The 15,504-nt window shown below is 35.8% G+C and carries 19 protein-coding genes, 1 tRNA gene and 2 pseudogenes; 15 read left to right on the top strand and 7 right to left on the bottom strand.

Annotation, left to right across the window (positions count from 1 at the left end; translation table 11 throughout):
• Positions 1 to 97: 97 nt before the first annotated feature.
• From gnd to DIZ30_RS00950, 3 genes are read left to right on the top strand one after another with little or no spacing between them, the layout of a single operon-like run.
• Positions 98 to 1,000, top strand: coding sequence for a phosphogluconate dehydrogenase (NAD(+)-dependent, decarboxylating) (gnd, locus tag DIZ30_RS00960; RefSeq protein ID WP_109023049.1), 903 nt, complete (start codon positions 98 to 100; stop codon positions 998 to 1,000).
• 1 nt (position 1,001) lies between these two features.
• Positions 1,002 to 2,003: a D-isomer specific 2-hydroxyacid dehydrogenase family protein gene (locus DIZ30_RS00955; protein ID WP_002325732.1), complete on the top strand. Its 1,002-nt coding sequence runs from the start codon at positions 1,002 to 1,004 to the stop codon at positions 2,001 to 2,003.
• An 8-nt stretch (positions 2,004 to 2,011) separates the two neighbouring features.
• Positions 2,012 to 2,779 (top strand): HAD family phosphatase, encoded by a 768-nt coding sequence (locus DIZ30_RS00950; protein ID WP_267896165.1) that lies wholly within the window; start codon positions 2,012 to 2,014, stop codon positions 2,777 to 2,779.
• Between the two features lie 206 nt (positions 2,780 to 2,985).
• Here the strand turns inward: DIZ30_RS00950 and DIZ30_RS13480 are convergent, their stop codons facing one another.
• Complete coding sequence (locus DIZ30_RS13480; RefSeq protein WP_002318983.1) at positions 2,986 to 3,135, bottom strand: hypothetical protein; 150 nt, start codon at positions 3,133 to 3,135, stop codon at positions 2,986 to 2,988.
• Between the two features lie 383 nt (positions 3,136 to 3,518).
• Here DIZ30_RS13480 and DIZ30_RS00945 point away from each other — a divergent pair, with 383 nt between their 5' ends.
• The gene (locus tag DIZ30_RS00945) at positions 3,519 to 3,719 is read left to right on the top strand and encodes a cold-shock protein (RefSeq protein WP_002293303.1); all 201 of its coding nucleotides are present in this window, start codon (positions 3,519 to 3,521) and stop codon (positions 3,717 to 3,719) included.
• 569 nt (positions 3,720 to 4,288) lie between these two features.
• Positions 4,289 to 4,852: a hypothetical protein gene (locus tag DIZ30_RS13895; RefSeq protein WP_025478948.1), complete on the top strand. Its 564-nt coding sequence runs from the start codon at positions 4,289 to 4,291 to the stop codon at positions 4,850 to 4,852.
• 60 nt (positions 4,853 to 4,912) lie between these two features.
• On the opposite strand, the gene DIZ30_RS00935 is transcribed toward DIZ30_RS13895, so the two are convergent.
• From DIZ30_RS00935 to DIZ30_RS00925, 3 genes and pseudogenes are all read right to left on the bottom strand, one after another.
• Positions 4,913 to 5,278 (bottom strand): TIGR02328 family protein, encoded by a 366-nt coding sequence (locus tag DIZ30_RS00935; protein ID WP_002296662.1) that lies wholly within the window; start codon positions 5,276 to 5,278, stop codon positions 4,913 to 4,915.
• A gap of 75 nt (positions 5,279 to 5,353) precedes the next feature.
• Positions 5,354 to 5,599 carry a helix-turn-helix domain-containing protein gene (locus DIZ30_RS00930; protein WP_002298680.1) on the bottom strand — a complete coding sequence of 82 codons (246 nt, stop codon included), beginning with the start codon at positions 5,597 to 5,599 and terminating at the stop codon, positions 5,354 to 5,356.
• Positions 5,600 to 5,668: 69 nt separating this feature from the next.
• Positions 5,669 to 5,922, bottom strand: a pseudogene (locus tag DIZ30_RS00925) (hypothetical protein).
• A gap of 476 nt (positions 5,923 to 6,398) precedes the next feature.
• Between DIZ30_RS00925 and DIZ30_RS00920 the strand changes: the two are divergent.
• A tRNA-Ile gene (locus DIZ30_RS00920) sits at positions 6,399 to 6,472 on the top strand.
• A gap of 385 nt (positions 6,473 to 6,857) precedes the next feature.
• On the opposite strand, the gene DIZ30_RS00910 is transcribed toward DIZ30_RS00920, so the two are convergent.
• Both DIZ30_RS00910 and DIZ30_RS00905 read right to left on the bottom strand, forming a co-directional pair.
• Complete coding sequence (locus tag DIZ30_RS00910; RefSeq protein ID WP_109023048.1) at positions 6,858 to 7,355, bottom strand: isochorismatase family cysteine hydrolase; 498 nt, start codon at positions 7,353 to 7,355, stop codon at positions 6,858 to 6,860.
• Between the two features lie 39 nt (positions 7,356 to 7,394).
• Entirely contained in the window at positions 7,395 to 8,204 is an 810-nt protein-coding gene (locus DIZ30_RS00905) for a Cof-type HAD-IIB family hydrolase (RefSeq protein ID WP_002298676.1), read from the bottom strand.
• A 333-nt stretch (positions 8,205 to 8,537) separates the two neighbouring features.
• On the opposite strand from DIZ30_RS00905, the gene DIZ30_RS00900 reads away from it, so the two are divergent.
• The 9 genes from DIZ30_RS00900 to DIZ30_RS00860 all read left to right on the top strand — a co-directional run bounded on the left by DIZ30_RS00900 (position 8,538) and on the right by DIZ30_RS00860 (position 14,607).
• Positions 8,538 to 9,395 carry a glycosyltransferase family 8 protein gene (locus DIZ30_RS00900; RefSeq protein ID WP_002298675.1) on the top strand — a complete coding sequence of 286 codons (858 nt, stop codon included), beginning with the start codon at positions 8,538 to 8,540 and terminating at the stop codon, positions 9,393 to 9,395.
• On the top strand, positions 9,388 to 10,290 hold the full coding sequence (locus DIZ30_RS00895; protein WP_109023047.1) for a glycosyltransferase family 8 protein: 903 nt from the start codon (positions 9,388 to 9,390) through the stop codon (positions 10,288 to 10,290). Before DIZ30_RS00900 ends, DIZ30_RS00895 begins: the two co-directional genes overlap by 8 nt.
• A 31-nt stretch (positions 10,291 to 10,321) precedes the next feature.
• Positions 10,322 to 10,672, top strand: a complete 351-nt coding sequence (locus DIZ30_RS00890) for an iron-sulfur cluster biosynthesis family protein (RefSeq protein ID WP_002298673.1) — start codon at positions 10,322 to 10,324, stop codon at positions 10,670 to 10,672.
• 48 nt (positions 10,673 to 10,720) lie between these two features.
• Entirely contained in the window at positions 10,721 to 11,644 is a 924-nt protein-coding gene (locus tag DIZ30_RS00885; RefSeq protein ID WP_002376595.1) for a magnesium transporter CorA family protein, read from the top strand.
• 77 nt (positions 11,645 to 11,721) lie between these two features.
• The gene (locus DIZ30_RS00880; protein WP_002296675.1) at positions 11,722 to 12,615 is read left to right on the top strand and encodes an SDR family oxidoreductase; all 894 of its coding nucleotides are present in this window, start codon (positions 11,722 to 11,724) and stop codon (positions 12,613 to 12,615) included.
• Between the two features lie 37 nt (positions 12,616 to 12,652).
• Positions 12,653 to 13,216: an alkaline shock response membrane anchor protein AmaP gene (gene amaP / locus DIZ30_RS00875; RefSeq protein WP_002296677.1), complete on the top strand. Its 564-nt coding sequence runs from the start codon at positions 12,653 to 12,655 to the stop codon at positions 13,214 to 13,216.
• A gap of 13 nt (positions 13,217 to 13,229) precedes the next feature.
• Positions 13,230 to 13,418: a DUF2273 domain-containing protein gene (locus DIZ30_RS00870; RefSeq protein ID WP_002291274.1), complete on the top strand. Its 189-nt coding sequence runs from the start codon at positions 13,230 to 13,232 to the stop codon at positions 13,416 to 13,418.
• 12 nt (positions 13,419 to 13,430) lie between these two features.
• A complete protein-coding gene (locus DIZ30_RS00865; RefSeq protein WP_109023046.1) occupies positions 13,431 to 14,333 on the top strand; it encodes an Asp23/Gls24 family envelope stress response protein in 903 nt (300 codons plus the stop codon).
• 31 nt (positions 14,334 to 14,364) lie between these two features.
• A complete protein-coding gene (locus DIZ30_RS00860; protein ID WP_002291278.1) occupies positions 14,365 to 14,607 on the top strand; it encodes a GlsB/YeaQ/YmgE family stress response membrane protein in 243 nt (80 codons plus the stop codon).
• Between the two features lie 268 nt (positions 14,608 to 14,875).
• Here DIZ30_RS00860 and DIZ30_RS00850 read toward each other — a convergent pair.
• Positions 14,876 to 15,246 (bottom strand): annotated as a pseudogene (locus DIZ30_RS00850) (hypothetical protein).
• Positions 15,247 to 15,504: the final 258 nt, after the last annotated feature.

The raw sequence follows: 15,504 nt of genomic DNA, 5'->3' as shown, positions 1-15,504 counted from the left end.
CGTTCTCGTTAATGTTAAAAATACAAGGAGAGTAGGAAAAAATCAAACAAAAAATATTTTTTTGTATAATGAGGGTATAAGAAATGGAGGCGCTATCATGGAAATTGGTGTAATTGGTTTGGAAAAAATGGGATTGAATTTAGCTTTAAACTTAAAAGAGCACCATCACAAAGTACAAGGACTCGACATTTCTAGTACAGCTGTTAGTCAGGCAAGAGAAAATGACATTCCTGCTTATCAAGAGATCTCTGAATTTCTAGCTACTTTTGAGCAGAAAAAAATCATCTGGTTAATGCTTCCTGCTGGAGAGATAACCGAAAACATGTTAAGAAAACTTTTTCCAAAACTCGGACCAGGAGACATTATTATTGAAGGCGGAAACTTTTATTATAAAGATTCAATCCGTCGAGCAGAAGAGTTTCAGAAAAATGAAATCGGTTACTTGGATTGTGGGACTTCTGGAGGAATCGAAGGAGCACGACATCAAGCCTGCTTAATGATTGGAGGAGATAAAGAAACTTTTCTATCCGTGGAACAATTATTCAAAGATGTAGCAATTGAAAGAGGATATCTGTATGCTGGTGCATCCGGAAGCGGACACTTCTTGAAAATGATCCATAATGGAATCGAATATGGAATGATGCAAGCAATCGGTAAAGGATTCCAACTTGTACAAAAAAGTGAGTATGCTTTTGACTTGGAACAAGTCGCACGTGTTTGGAATCATGGTTCGGTGATTCGCGGCTGGCTTATGGAAATCATGGAAGATCAGTTAAACGAACATCCCAATTTAAGTAATTATCGGGGAATCGTTTCTGCATCAGGTGAAGCAAAATGGACGGTTGAAACAGCGCTAGAAATGGCTGTTCCAGTTCCAGTAATTGCAACTAGTTTGTTCATGAGGAATCTTTCACAGGAAGAAGATAGTTTTTCAGCAAAAGTAGTTTCAGCACTAAGAAATGGGTTTGGCGGACATGAAATAGTTGAAAAGGGTGAGTAAAATGCCAGATTATCATATAGCAATCGTTAATTCCAGCAGTTTCGGAAGAGTTTTTCCACACCACTTGGAAAGATTAAAGTCAGTTGGAGACGTTCATTTCTTTACTGTTGATCAAGAGATTCCAGGAAAAGAACTAGCGGAGTTACTTAAAGGATTCAATATCATTATTGCAAGTGTTACGCCATTTTTTCGACGAGATTTTTTTGAAAACAAAGATGAACTGCTATTGATTTCCCGACATGGTATTGGTTACAACAATATTGATTTAAAAGCAGCAAAAGAACACCAGACAATCGTATCTATCATACCTGCTTTAGTTGAACGAAATGCTGTAGCAGAAAATAATATAACTAATTTGTTGTCCATGCTTCGACGCACGACACAAGCACAAGCAAGAGTCAAGGACGATCGATGGGAAGATCGGGCGGAGTTCGTCGGTAGGACGCTGTTTAACAAAACAGTTGGTGTGATTGGTGCAGGAAATACCGGAAGCGGAGTAATCGAAATTTTGCGTAACGGTTTTCGCTGTGATGTTCTAGCTTATGATCCTTACAAATCAGATTTATACATCGAAAGCTTTGGTGCAAAAAAAGTAGAACTTCAAGAATTACTGGAACATCCAGATATCATTTGTTTATGTGCGAATTTGACAGAAGAGAACTATCACATGATTTCTGCTAAAGAAGTCGATCAGATGAAAGAAAATGTTTATCTATCTAATAGTGCAAGAGGCGCTCTAGTTGATGAAGAAGCGATGATTAATGGTCTGAAAAGCGGAAAGATCGCAGGATATGCCACAGATGTTTTAGAAGAAGAACCGGGACGTCAAGATCATCCGTATTTAGCGTTTGAACAAGTAGTGATTACGCCACATATATCGGCCTACACAAGGGAATGTTTAGAAGCAATGGGTGAAAAATGTGTCAGAGATGTCGAACAGATCAGTCAGCACCTTCTTCCTGAACGTTCTGTCCAGACAAAGAGCAACTATATAAAAGGATGATGAAGAAAATGGTGAACGGTTTAAAAGTGAAAATAGGCCCTCAATTTTATTTATATGAAGATGGTGGTATTTCAAAGCTCTTCATCTTTGATATGGATGGCCTTTTATTAGAAACTGGACGTTTAGCTTATCGTGCTTATGTAAAATCAGCACAAAAGTATGATTATGAAATGCGTAAGGAAGTCTATTATTTACTAACTTGCCAAACAGAAATGGCGGTAAGAGAACAAATGGGCATTTTGTACGGAGAAGATGTTCCATATATCAAATGGCGAGAAGCAATCAATCAATATAAAGAAAAAATCGTGAAAGAAGATAAGAGAGTATATACGAAAAAAGGAGCAGAAGAAATTTTATCTTTTGCAAAAGAAAGAGGAATCCATACAATCGTGGCCTCGTCTAATACACGCGAGAAAATAGAAATGTATTTAAGAATGGAAAATCTATACGATTTTTTTGAACAAATCATTTCGGGAGATGACGTGGAAAAAGGAAAACCGGAACCAGAAATCTTTTTGAAAGCTTGTTCAAAAATGAATATTCCTCCAAGTGAAGCACTTGTATTTGAAGACTCGATTGCAGGGATCGAAGCAGCAAGGCGAGCGGGCATTTTGTCTTTTCTCATCAAAGATCATTTGATAGGGTTGCCCGATCATAATGGGAAGCATAAGTTGAAAGTAGATGTAAGTTTATATGAATCCAATAAAGCAGACTATGAATTTTATGACCTGCATCAAGCAAAACGATTTTTAGAAAGTAAAGGGTTGTATCTCTAATAAAGAGGACTATTTTCTAGTCCTCTTTATTTATTGTCCTGCACGACTGAGGGAACAGATGAAAAAGAAGTAATTTTTTATTTTGAAGTATCTACCTTATTTGTAGTGAACAATTTAGAACAAACACAAAACGCATCTACTATTATCTACCAGTAGATGCGTTTAAAGAGAAGAACGAGAATCGTCCATATGAGGGTTTCCACTCCTTATGCAAATTTTTTTAATTCTTGCACTGCTTGTTCGATCGTAACACCTGTCGCTACATGATTGGTATTTTCTTTGTCAAAAACGACAAATAGATTCAAATCTGTATCCAAGGTTACTCGATATTGTATATCTTTGTTATAGAATGTCATAGCCATTCTCCTTTCTTTAAATACTTGCTGAAAGGCAACGAACGCGTTGATAACGAAATTCCATTTATAAGTATACCACCAATTGAAAGGTTTTCATAGTTAAGAAATTTTAAAGTCAAAAAGCAAATAAACAAGAAAACAAAAAATGAATCAAACGCGGTTGTTCAACTTTTTCTTCGATTCGAAGACAATAGAAGACAATGAATTTTATATTTCATTGCATTATCCTTGTGTTATTAGAAAAAGCATGATATATTAAATGAGTAATCTATTTTGAAACGTAATTTGAGCGATATATCTACATAGATAAAACTCCTTTTGCCTATCAAATATTTATTGCAACGAAAAAACGTACATTGATACGTATCAGGAGGAATTTATTTATGAATAACGGTACAGTAAAATGGTTCAACGCAGACAAAGGTTTTGGCTTTATCACTGGTGAAGATGGAAATGATGTATTTGCACATTTCTCAGCTATTCAAGGTGACGGCTTCAAAACTTTAGAAGAAGGCCAAGCAGTGTCTTACGATGTTGAAGATGGTCAACGTGGCCCTCAAGCAACAAACATTGTTAAAGCTTAATAAAAATTGACTTTTAACCGTCTTTTCGAAAGAAAAGACGGTTTTTTTGTACGAAAAAATTCATTGGTCGTTGAATGGGCTGAATAGTAGTGTATAAAACAATTTTGTGGAGCGTGAAGCTTTTATGGTAGAGGAAAATACGAATAAAGTGATGTTGATAAAAAGATTCCTATCTTGAATATGAAACGAGATGTCTTGAAAATGAATGAGTTTGACCAATCATTATCCTATCGAAATTTACAGTTTCGTTCGATTGGTCTGTCAATTAATGAAAAAGTAAAAAAGAATATGTTCTAGGAAGAGGGCGGCACATCTAAATTTTTAAGTAACGGACAGTTCAAATATCAAGCATTGAAAGAGGCTATCCTACTGTTTGAAGGAATACGAGTATATAAAAACGACAAAGAGGAAAAAGTAGTTCATTAAATCCCTTCAAGTGATGAAAGAATGAGATCTAATAAAACCTGATCTTTCATCTGTTTTTTAAATAACGTAATAGTTTTTTTGTTTTTTTGTTCTTTCGCCGTTATTGTAAAGTGATTTAGCATTCTTATTTTTTAAAAATAACTGTGTTATATATTAAAAAAGACATAATAGTTATTAATTTTTTTAAAGAATATTTAGAAATTATTAATTTTCGTCTGAAAACAAAAAAAGAGAGCGTTATTATTTTAGTCTATTTTCAGGGGGGTAACCTTATGATAAAAAAACTATTTTTACTATCAATATTAACGCTAGCAATGGCAGGTTGTTCTGACTCTGGCTTAGCAACTGAACTGATCACAAAATCAACTGAAGCCACGACAGAGGAGTTAAAATGTGGAAACGATCACAGTGACTATAGAGGCTTAAATCGTCGATGCATGGGAATATTAGGCAGAAGCAATTGTAAGCATCGATGTAGTAATCGAAGAAGGTGTAGAAGAAGCAACAGAAAAATCAAAAGAAAGATCAAAAGAAGCAAACTGTGCTGTGCATCGTATGCAGACGTCGAAGATGCGGTACCTTTAAACCACGTCAGGAGATGTTCATTTATGTCTAGGAAAGCTGGCGATGAACCAAAACTAGAGTACGCTTTTAGTTTTGCACGTGAGGATGAAGATAACCCTAAAACTTACGACATTTTAGCTTGATCTAAGATGGTTAAAGCTTTTTAATGAAGTAAGAGGAGATAGAAGGCTTTTCTAGTTATATTAGGTAAGATAAATTCCTTTTTGCTCCAAATTTGCTAAACATTCTGCTAGATAAACTTCATCGTGTTCCGGATAAATCGGCACGTTGCGCTCTACAGTAGGTAAATCAAAAAATGCTTCGCATGATTTGCCACGATACATAGGATTTTTCCACTCTGGTGCTGGGCTGTAACCACGTTTTTCCATTTCATCCATGACAAGCTGATGATATTGGAATAATCTATAAGGAGAATAGTGAAAAACATAATCCACAGTAGCATGTTTCTTTCCCCAGCCATTTCCTCTTAATGCACAGCATTCCCGATGTTGTCCTAAAAGCTGTTGACGAGGAAGCTTTGAAATCAATTTTTCATGCCATAATCGCATAGAAATATCTCCTTTATATATAGATTGTTAACTTTAGACGTTAAATGAAAAAACCAGCACCAAGGCTGGAAAAAATCACTTAAGTCTGCTTGCTGTTTCTGAGCGACCAATTAGGTAATCAACGGAAATATCGTAAAAGTCAGCGATATAGATTAATTCAATGATGCTTGGAATTTCTTCTCCTTCTTCGTACTTACGATATTTGAATAAAGGAATACTTAACGCGTTAGAAACAGCTACTTGAGATAAAGATCGGCCAGTTCTTAAGAAATTCAGACGACAACGTAAAGTATCCAGTAAAATAGTTTCTTCGATACTCATTTAATCACCTTTCATTATAGTAGAATAGTTATAATGACTATAGAAAGCTACACATGCAATCAATAGTACTCAATGTTTTTTATTTAAACGTATCAAATAAAGAATGACGATCAATAAAGACAAAACCAGTCCTGATAATTCTTCTATAAAAACACTATCGGGTTCAAAGTAGTTGTAATTAAAAACTTTCCACATAAAGTAGATAGCCGGAAGAGTCAAAATAGCTAAATAAAACCGTTCTTTGTTCAATTCATAAGATAAACAATACTTGCGACCAGTGCGACCGCAGGCACCCAAAACAAAACTCTCACCAACGTAATCATGTAACGGACTCCTCAACGATTCATATAATAAAAGATAACATGTTATTGCATACATCACAAATGAAATGCTAGGAAAATAAAAGAAGAATAGATCAATGAAAAATGAAAAAGCAGAACAGTTTTCTGCTGATAAGCAGGAACTGTTCCGCTGAATGTGTCTTATCTATCGAGAAAAAATCAATGGATTGATATCAAGTAATTCAATACATATAAAAAGAGGACGATCGCATTCACTAAAAAGGAAAGAATGATGATCCCATAGCGAATGGCAAAATAATCACTCCTAACATTGAGAATAAATAAAAGAATAACATTTTTTCTAAAATAAGCAAGTAAAAATTAAAGTAACAAAATAGTTATGAAACAAGTAAAAGAAATAAGAATAACAATATTATTTTACTTATATTTTGAAACTTGTGAGAGTTTGTCATTCGTACTATAGTTGAAAAGTAACAAAAATAAATTTTATTTATGATGTACCTTTAGCTCAGTTGGTTAGAGCAGACGGCTCATAACCGTCCGGTCGTAGGTTCGAGTCCTACAAGGTACATAAGAGGTTGTGAAAAAGCTGCCCTGCATCAAGTAATAAGAACAGCCAAGTAAAAACAGCTTCTTATGTTTTTTACTTGGCTGGACTTATTACTGCAGATGCAAGCTTTTGAATACCGTTTAAGGAAGAGGTTGTGAAATCAGCGTTTTGACCTGAGTATTAGAGAAACAAACGGAAAAATAGTTCCTCATATTTTGCCGTTTGTCAAGCTAATACCGAGGGTCAGCTGATTGAACACCATTTAAGAAAGAGGTCGTGAGCCTGCCGTTTAACTCTGTGTCATAAAAAAGCCAATCTACTTTGATAAAAAAAGCACGTAGGACTAAAACAGTTCTGCGTGCTTTTTTTATTGTGTGCTAAATATCGTAAATGAAGATAGATATTTTTATGATTCGACGATAGAGACGTTGAAATCTTTCAACAGCTCTAAAGCGGATTCTCCGTGTTTTCTACTGGAGACTAACATTGGATCAACAAAAAAGTCTGCTTCAGGAAAAGCACTCTGCAGGCCTATCAGATTAGTGAGTACACACAAGTTTGTTTCAATCCCGACTACTTCGATCTCTTTTTGTTCTTCTTTGCTTTCAAATAAAGTTTCCTGGATTTCAGCTAAAGTTTCAGGTGGAATCGTAAAGTAATACTTTTTAATCACTCGTTCATTTTCTTGTGGAGAAAGAAGAGGGATCAATTGCAAATCTTCTCGTTCTTCTTCTTTGTCCTTCAGTTCAACTGGAATATCCCGTGTGAAGAGAATATATTCATTATTTTGGCGTGCTTTAGCTAATCTTTGAGCAATACGTTCTGCCAATTGATCTGACTCTGGAATATAAAATTCGCTGTTTGGATCAAGAATATGATTTTGCATATCAATAATAACTAACATTTTCTTTCCTCCTACATTCATATCGTCATTTTTTTATTTTCAATAGAAGTTTTTTAAAATATAAGCAACACCAGCTTCTTCATTCGTCAGCGTTACTTGGTTTGCAATTTCTTTTACTTGCCGCTGTGCATTCCCCATCGCAATACTCAACCCGCTGTAATTCAACATAGCAATGTCATTTTCTTGATCGCCAAAAGCCATGATGTCACCCGATTCGATTCCAAGGTAATCCGCCAGAAAAACAAGTGAATGAGCTTTAGTGATACCTGTAGGCGTGATTTCTAAGAAATGCGGATCAGAGAATACTGATTGGATACCATCTGCTTGCAGATCTCTTTGTAGCTTCTGTAGTTTTTCTTCACTCTTATCTGTTAATGCTAATTTAAGATAGCTAAGAGAAGGATCTTCCAACATATTTAAAATTTGATCAAAAGAATGGTTCTGCAAATTGAAATGTTCATAATAAGGGTCATCTTTGACTAGATTTGATTCATCGAATGTCAGCTGATCATCTTGGGTTTCTCGGCTAGCAATGATGGATATTTTCGCTTCTTGAGCATAGAAGAAGGCTTTTCTCAGTGTATCGCTATCTATTTTTGAACGTCTGAGAACTTTCGCCATTTTTCCATCCTTCATTTCAGCAATCAGTGAACCATTGGAAGAAATCAAATAGCCACCGATTCCTAATTCGGAAAAAATATCTTTAGCAGAAATGCTGTTCCTTCCGGTAGCGACGGTTACGATTCCGCCATTTTCATCAAATTTCCGAAGTGCTTGGATATTTTCTTCTGGTATCTTTCCATTTCGATCAAGTAAGGTACCGTCTAAATCAATCGCTGCTAGTTTCATTTTATCTTCCTACTTTCTTTTTACATATCTAATTTCCTGTTACCTTAAGATTAAATGAGAATTTAAAAAAATGAAACTAACTTGCTTTGTCATTATGAATTTTTTCAAAAAACATTCTTAAGAAAAAGGTGGCTATATATAGTAGTTTTTGGTCAATACCTTTGAATAAAAAGCCATGAAAAACGAATAGTTAGCGCTTACCAATGCGTTTTGTGATAAAAAAATTTTAAAATATTCAATGAAAACAAAGCATATATTTTGCTTTAAAACCAAATGAGGAATATTCTAGATGTATAACAGGTTAGAAAAAGATTAGAAAAAGGAGTGATTTTGATGGAGAAGAGATACGGCGTAGTTCCTGTGGTAACTGCTTCAGACGAAAATTATGCTCCTTACTTGAGCGTGATGATCGCAACTGCATTAGAAAATTGCAATAAAACAAGACGCATAAAATTTTATGTGATTGACGATGGTCTATCAGAATATAGTAAAGAAGGATTGGAAGAAACGGTAAATAAATATTCAAGTAATGCAAGTATCCAATTCCTGACAGTGGAAAAAGATATCTACGAAGACTTCCTAGTCAGTGACCATATCACAACTACCGCTTACTTAAGAATTTCTTTACCAAACTTATTAGCTAAAGAGGATTATAAGAAAGTCCTTTACTTAGATTCAGATGTGTTAGTACTAGACGATATCGTAAAACTATATGATGAGCCGTTAAATGGAAAAACAATCGGCGCTATTATCGATCCAGGCCAAGTGAAAGCTTTGGAAAGATTAGGAATCGATTCCGATGACTTGTACTTCAATTCAGGAGTGATGGTGATTGACATTGATCAATGGAATAAAAAAGAAATTACAGAAAAAACTATCCATTACCTCAGTGAAAATAGCGATCGAATCATCTATCACGACCAAGATGCTTTGAATGCTGTACTTTATGAAGATTGGGAACAACTTCATCCAAAATGGAACATGCAGACTTCGCTGATTTTTGAACGTCATCCAGCACCAAATGAAAAATATGAACGTCAGTATAAAGAAGGAAATGAAAAACCTTCGATCGTTCACTTTACAGGACATGATAAACCTTGGAATACGTTGAAAGATCATCCGTATACCAATTTATACTTAAAAAAATTAGCACACAGTACTCTAACGAAAGTAGGCGAGATCAATGAATAAAAAAGAAATAGCAGTAGTCGCAAGTTGTAACACAAAATTCGTACCACATTTAGCTGCATTATTTGTCTCAGTATTAGATAATTGCAACCCGTCTAAATTTGTTCGGTTCTATGTGATTGACGATGATATCGATTTTGAAAGTAAACAGCTTTTACGCTTCTCAGTGAAAAACGCACGAATGAACTCAGATGTGGAATTCTTGAAAATCAATAAAGAATTCTTTACAAATGTGGTAATCAGCGATCGTATTCCGGAAACAGCTTATTATCGTATTGCGATTCCGGAATTGTTCCGCGGCACAGAAGTTGAACGTATCTTATATATGGATTGCGACATGATCGCTTTACAAGATATCTCTAAATTATGGCGTCTTGACTTCGGTGATTCAATCGTAGCAGCTGTTGAAGACGCTGGGTTCCATCAACGACTGGAAAAAATGGAAATTTCAGCTAAATCAATGCGTTATTTCAACTCAGGTTTGATGCTGATCAATGTGAAAAAATGGTTAGATGAAAATATTACGCAAAAAGTATTAAATTTCATCGAACATAATCCAGAAAAATTACGATTCCATGACCAAGATGCATTAAATGCTATCTTACATGACCGTTGGTTACCACTTCATCCGCGTTGGAATGCACAAGGCTATATCATGGCAAAAGCAAAAAAACATCCAACAGCAGCAGGCGAACGTGAATACGAAGAAACTCGCAACAATCCTTACATTATCCATTTTTCAGGACATGTGAAACCGTGGAGCAAGGATTTTGAAGGGCCAACGAAGAAATATTACGAAAAATATGCAGGGATGACGGCTTTCCGCTGTGTAGCTAAATTCCCTAAATATCCGAAATACGCAAAAGTTCAACCAAAAACAGATGTAGTTGTTAAATAATAGAAGACAACAACTGAAGAGGGGAGTAGGAATGGAAATTACAATGTCTAAAAATGCAGTAGAGACGTTAATTGAAAAGGTTGGGGAAAATACAAAAATCGCACTCGCGCTCATCAATGATTCCGATCCATTTTTAAGGGACAAATGTGCTTTTGCAAAAGGCAGCTTTTTTCAAATCATTCCTTTTGTTTCGGAATTTGGAGAATATGCGACTAAAATCGAGCATCCATTATTGGACATCTATACATCTAAATTAGAGCAAAATTATTTCGGTAAACGATTGAACATGGACTTTAACAAACAGCTTGACAGCTTTTCATTAGAAAATGAAATCGCAGTACTCGATTATAATATCAAATTAAAGAACTGCTTCTTCAGCTAATAGTTTCGAGAAAGTCCAAAAAGGAGGTATACATTGAGATACTACTTTGTGGATGAAGAAAAGAATGTAACAGAAACAGATGAAAAAAAATATAATTGGCTCGTACTTGATAGTGCAAAGCCCGAAGAGATTGAGCAAGCAATCGAAGAATTCGAGCTTCCTGATGATATTTTCGTAGGAACCGAATATCCGGAAGAAGTTTCTCGGATGGAGCGCCTTTATGAGACGAAACTAGAGCATCCATTTTCTTTGGTAGTGATTAATCTAGATCAGTCAGATAATCGTATCGAAAAAAAATTAACGCCAATATCTTTTGTACTTTCCGATAATCTCTTGATTACTTGTATCGATAGAAAAACCGAATTTGTGGATCGGCTGCTGACAAAGCATGGAAATCATTTAAACTCGTTTGAAAAGATCATCACGTATACATTACTAGATATTTACACCCATTACGTGAAAGAACTAAGAGAGATGAAAAAGCGAATTGACGCTTTGGATAAAGCAGCTCGTAAAACAACGGAAAATGAAGAACTGTATAAACAGGCAGATCTTGAAAGAGACATCGTATATATCGATCATACCTTAAGAGATCAACGGGAAACAATGGATCAATTATGGAATTCTGAAACTTTCATCAAACGTTTAGATGATGAACAGCTACTCTATGATGTCCATTTGAGACAGCGACAAACAGAAAAAATGATCGAGATCTATCGAGATTTATTAGAGAGTATTGGTGATCTATTCAACGGGATGATGGACAATAATCTAAATCATATCATGAAATATCTAGATTCAGCTGCATTAATCATTTCCGTTCCGGCGTTGTTCGCAGGGATTTGGGGAATGAATACAGGAGGATTACCGGGTAAAAGTTCTGCTCTAGGCTTTATACTCGTAGTCTTTGGCTCTTTGATAGCAGCAGTAGTTTTAGGTTACCATTTATACCGGAAAGATTATACAAATTAAAGAATCTATTTAAAACAGGTATCAAACAAAGAAATTTGTTTTGGCAATACAACTTAAAAACTAGGAGGAATACAGCAATGACAGAACCAAAATTAATCGACCCGCGAAACTTGTACCATACGGAGAAATTTCCTAAACAAGATCAGGATACACCCGCTTTACAGCAGAATATGATTCCTGTTCCTGATTGTGGAGAAGAATCCTATGAAGGCAATAATCAACTAGAAAACCGCCGTGTACTAATCACTGGTGGAGATTCAGGGATCGGTCGTGCAGCAGCGATTGCATTTGCTAGAGAAGGGGCAGATATCGCTCTTCAATTCTTCCCAGGAGAAGAAAAAGATGCAGAGGAAGTAGCAAAATACGTGAAAGATGCAGGACGTAAGATTGTCTTACTACCTTTTGATCTTCGTGACGAACAAGCACCTAAAGAAATCATAGATAAAGCCGTGAGTGAACTTGGCGGGCTAGATACGATGGTACTAAACGCAGGACAGCAAATTTCTTGTCAGTCTATTGCTGAGTTACCACTTGAGCAAGTCAAAGACACATTTATGATAAACATCATCGCTATGTTTGCTTTAGTGAAAGAAGCTGTTCCGCATATCCCAGCAGGAGGAGCAATCGTAACAACAACTTCTGTTCAAGCATTCAATCCAAGCGAACATTTATTAGATTACGCAGCAACAAAAGCTTCAATCGCTAACTTTACGATCGGTTTAGCAAAACAGCTTGCACCTAAAGGAATCCGTGTAAATGGTGTAGCACCTGGTCCAATCTGGACACCATTACAACTAGACGAAGGACAACCTTCTGATTCGATCCCTGAATTTGGTCAGCAAAGTTTACTAGAACGTGCAGGTCAGCCAGGAGAATTAGCACCAGTTTATGTTTTCTTAGCATCGAATAAAGCAAGTTATGTTACAGCCCAAATTTACGGAGTAACTGGTGGAGAAGCGATCAACTTATAAGAAGTTGATCGTTTCACCCCTATGAGGAGGTGCGAAAATGAATAAAGGTGTAAAAACGATCGGAGTGATCGGAACGTTACTTTTGCTATCTGTGCTTTTGTTTGCGATACTATTAAGTGCAACCTATCCATTGCCTTTTCAGCTAGAGAAGTTTCGATTCTTTTCCATCACTAATTCATACGTGCAACAATATGTATTTTGGCTTGCCGTTGCATTTGCTATTTTGACAATTATCACGTTACTTGTTTTCCTGTTTTATCCAAAAACAATCGGAAACTTTCTACTGAAACATGGTGATGGGGAGTTGACGTTGGATAAAAAAGCAATTGAAGGAATGGTTCGTTCTCACTTGCATGAAGATGAATTCATCCATTCACCAAAAGTAAATGTCAAAGCAACGAAAAACAAGATCGCCGTCAATGTAAAAGGAGAGTTGAAACGAACTTCAGCACTCATTGGTAAAACAGGAACATTGATGAAAGAAATCGAAAATGAAGTACAACACATATTGGGAACAAAAGAGCCAGTGAAAGTATCGGTGAAATACACAGGCTTTGAAGAACCAGCTAAACGAAGCAATGACCGCAAACGAGTAGAATAGGGGGGGACCAAAAATGAAAGAACTATTTTCGACATACAAGCTCCCTATCATCTTTGGGGTACTTGGATTGATATTAGCCGTTTTATGGATCACCGTGGGCTTTTTCAAGACCTTATTGATCTTGATCATGGCAGCGATCGGCGTCGCTATCGGTTTTTATCTGAAACAAACGAAAATCTTAGATCACTATTTTAAATCTTAGGAGGAAACATCCATGAATAACAATAACAAAAATAATAAGAATAAAATGAACAACCAAAAATCAGTGTCTGCACATCCAGACCCAACGACACCAAACCAATCAAATGGTGTGAACGATGAAAAGAACAAAACAGCACCAGTATCTGCACATCCAGATCCAGTAGTCCCTAACGTTCAACAAGGAGTAGAAGAGAAGAAACATGATGCAGAAAAGCATGCACCTCGTCATCCAGGAACTCCAGAATCTAAAGTTCCAGAACAACATGATGCAATCGATCCTTCTAAACCTGTGGAAGAGCAAAAACATCCTTCTGACCATGCGAAAGCACAAGAAAAACTTAGTTCTGACCACACAAACGGACAAGGAAAACTTGGTTCTGATCATACAAATAACCAAGGAAAGCATGATTCTGAACAGGAAGATTCAATGCGCGGTGAGCTGAATTATGAAGATAAAGTTGTGCAAAAAATCATCGGAATCGCAATTGAACAAGTAGACGGTTTATTATCTGCAAACGGTGGTTTCTTCTCTAATGTGGCAGGAAAACTTGTGAATACAGATAATGTAACGGCTGGGATCGAAACAGAAGTCGGTAAAAAACAAGTAGCAGTTGATATGGATGTCATTGTGGAATATGGCAAAGATATCGAAAAAATCTTTGAAGAAATGCAAGAAATAATCGGCAAAGAAGTAAAAAATATGACACACTTAGAAGTGATCGAAGTTAACGCTAACGTAGTGGACATCAAAACAAAAGAAGAATTTGAAAAAGATCAAGAAACGGTGCAAGACAAAGTAACTGACGCAGCGAAAAAAACCGGTGAATTTGCTTCGAATCAAACAGATAAAGTAAAATCAGCAGCTGGAAGCGGCGCACAAAAAGTAAAAGAAAATACAGAACCACGGGTTCAGTAATAAGGAAGTAAAACATTAGGAGGAACGAAACATGGGATTTATTTGGTCACTTATCGTCGGAGGAATTATCGGAGCAATTGCAGGAGCAATCACGAATAAAGGTTCTTCGATGGGGATTATTGCAAATGTCGTAGCAGGTTTAGTTGGATCAGCACTTGGTCAAGCATTATTAGGTTCTTGGGGACCAAGTATTGCAGGAATGGCAATCGTGCCATCATTGATTGGTGCCATCATTTTAGTACTAATCGTATCATTCTTTGCTCGAAAACTGTAAAAAGACTTTTAAAAGAGGTCGTGAAAAAGCTGTTCTTCATCAAGTAATAAGAACAGCCAAACAAAAATAGCTTCTCATATTTTTCATTTGGTTGGGCTTATTATCGAAGATGCAAGCTTTTGAACACTGTTTATTCGGAATAAGAGGCTGTGACAAGACTTTTGTCACAGCCTCTTATTTATGCGGGCAAATTCCCAATTAGATTTTTAAAAGTTTTTCCTTAAATGTGTCCTTGTTGATTGCTATAAGACAGCTTTTTCACAACCTTTTAATAAAACAATGCCTCCCTAAATTTTCTTGAGATAGGAAAGGTGAACATACAAAATAATACGACCAATTGGAAAACCCAGATGATCCACAAATGGATCGTATGATACTGATGAAGTAAAAAGCAATGGATCAGAAACTCAAAGAGATTGAAAAAGACAAGGAAGAAATATATCTCTTTTTTACTCTTGTCTGTTTTAGCCAATAATAGCTCGTAAAGTAATCTAGACAAACAAATAGAAGTAAACAAAGTTTCGTAAGAGCCGTAATCGCATCATGTTGCTCTGCTAGACGATTGACGAGCAGAAAAAATGTTGGTAATGGAATATAGATCACGAGTAATGAAAGAAAAAAGTAAACAATAAATGGCATACTATTCCTCCTAATTGTGTGAGTTCGCCCTCATTTTAAAATAACGATATTTGTTTGTGAAGCTTTTTCGTGTCGTAACAAATGTTATCTAATGTATTTTTAAATAAATAATCATTATTATCAAAATAATGTTAAAAATAAAAAAGAATAGTCCATCACTGTTATTGAGAGTATAAAATATTTTGTGTAAATGAAAAAATCCATACAAAAAAGGAAGTCCCTTCTGTAGAATAAAGTTAACGACAACCAATTCACAGA

The sequence above is a fragment of the Enterococcus sp. H57 genome, from assembly GCF_003112495.1.
Classification (GTDB): Bacteria; Bacillota; Bacilli; order Lactobacillales; family Enterococcaceae; genus Enterococcus_B; species Enterococcus_B faecium.
The sequence above is the reverse complement of the archived record's forward strand: the minus strand, read 5'-3'. Positions and strand labels throughout refer to the sequence as shown.

What these genes read in the sequence shown, in the direction of transcription:
- gnd (WP_109023049.1), top strand. Translation starts at nt 98, where the DNA reads ATGGAAATTGGTGTAATTGGTTTGGAAAAAATGGGATTGAATTTAGCT.
- DIZ30_RS00955 (WP_002325732.1), top strand. Translation starts at nt 1,002, where the DNA reads ATGCCAGATTATCATATAGCAATCGTTAATTCCAGCAGTTTCGGAAGA.
- DIZ30_RS00950 (WP_267896165.1), top strand. Translation starts at nt 2,012, where the DNA reads ATGGTGAACGGTTTAAAAGTGAAAATAGGCCCTCAATTTTATTTATAT.
- DIZ30_RS13480 (WP_002318983.1), bottom strand. Translation starts at nt 3,135, where the DNA reads ATGACATTCTATAACAAAGATATACAATATCGAGTAACCTTGGATACA.
- DIZ30_RS00945 (WP_002293303.1), top strand. Translation starts at nt 3,519, where the DNA reads ATGAATAACGGTACAGTAAAATGGTTCAACGCAGACAAAGGTTTTGGC.
- DIZ30_RS00935 (WP_002296662.1), bottom strand. Translation starts at nt 5,278, where the DNA reads ATGCGATTATGGCATGAAAAATTGATTTCAAAGCTTCCTCGTCAACAG.
- DIZ30_RS00930 (WP_002298680.1), bottom strand. Translation starts at nt 5,599, where the DNA reads ATGAGTATCGAAGAAACTATTTTACTGGATACTTTACGTTGTCGTCTG.
- DIZ30_RS00910 (WP_109023048.1), bottom strand. Translation starts at nt 7,355, where the DNA reads ATGTTAGTTATTATTGATATGCAAAATCATATTCTTGATCCAAACAGC.
- DIZ30_RS00905 (WP_002298676.1), bottom strand. Translation starts at nt 8,204, where the DNA reads ATGAAACTAGCAGCGATTGATTTAGACGGTACCTTACTTGATCGAAAT.
- DIZ30_RS00900 (WP_002298675.1), top strand. Translation starts at nt 8,538, where the DNA reads ATGGAGAAGAGATACGGCGTAGTTCCTGTGGTAACTGCTTCAGACGAA.
- DIZ30_RS00895 (WP_109023047.1), top strand. Translation starts at nt 9,388, where the DNA reads ATGAATAAAAAAGAAATAGCAGTAGTCGCAAGTTGTAACACAAAATTC.
- DIZ30_RS00890 (WP_002298673.1), top strand. Translation starts at nt 10,322, where the DNA reads ATGGAAATTACAATGTCTAAAAATGCAGTAGAGACGTTAATTGAAAAG.
- DIZ30_RS00880 (WP_002296675.1), top strand. Translation starts at nt 11,722, where the DNA reads ATGACAGAACCAAAATTAATCGACCCGCGAAACTTGTACCATACGGAG.
- amaP (WP_002296677.1), top strand. Translation starts at nt 12,653, where the DNA reads ATGAATAAAGGTGTAAAAACGATCGGAGTGATCGGAACGTTACTTTTG.
- DIZ30_RS00870 (WP_002291274.1), top strand. Translation starts at nt 13,230, where the DNA reads ATGAAAGAACTATTTTCGACATACAAGCTCCCTATCATCTTTGGGGTA.
- DIZ30_RS00865 (WP_109023046.1), top strand. Translation starts at nt 13,431, where the DNA reads ATGAATAACAATAACAAAAATAATAAGAATAAAATGAACAACCAAAAA.
- DIZ30_RS00860 (WP_002291278.1), top strand. Translation starts at nt 14,365, where the DNA reads ATGGGATTTATTTGGTCACTTATCGTCGGAGGAATTATCGGAGCAATT.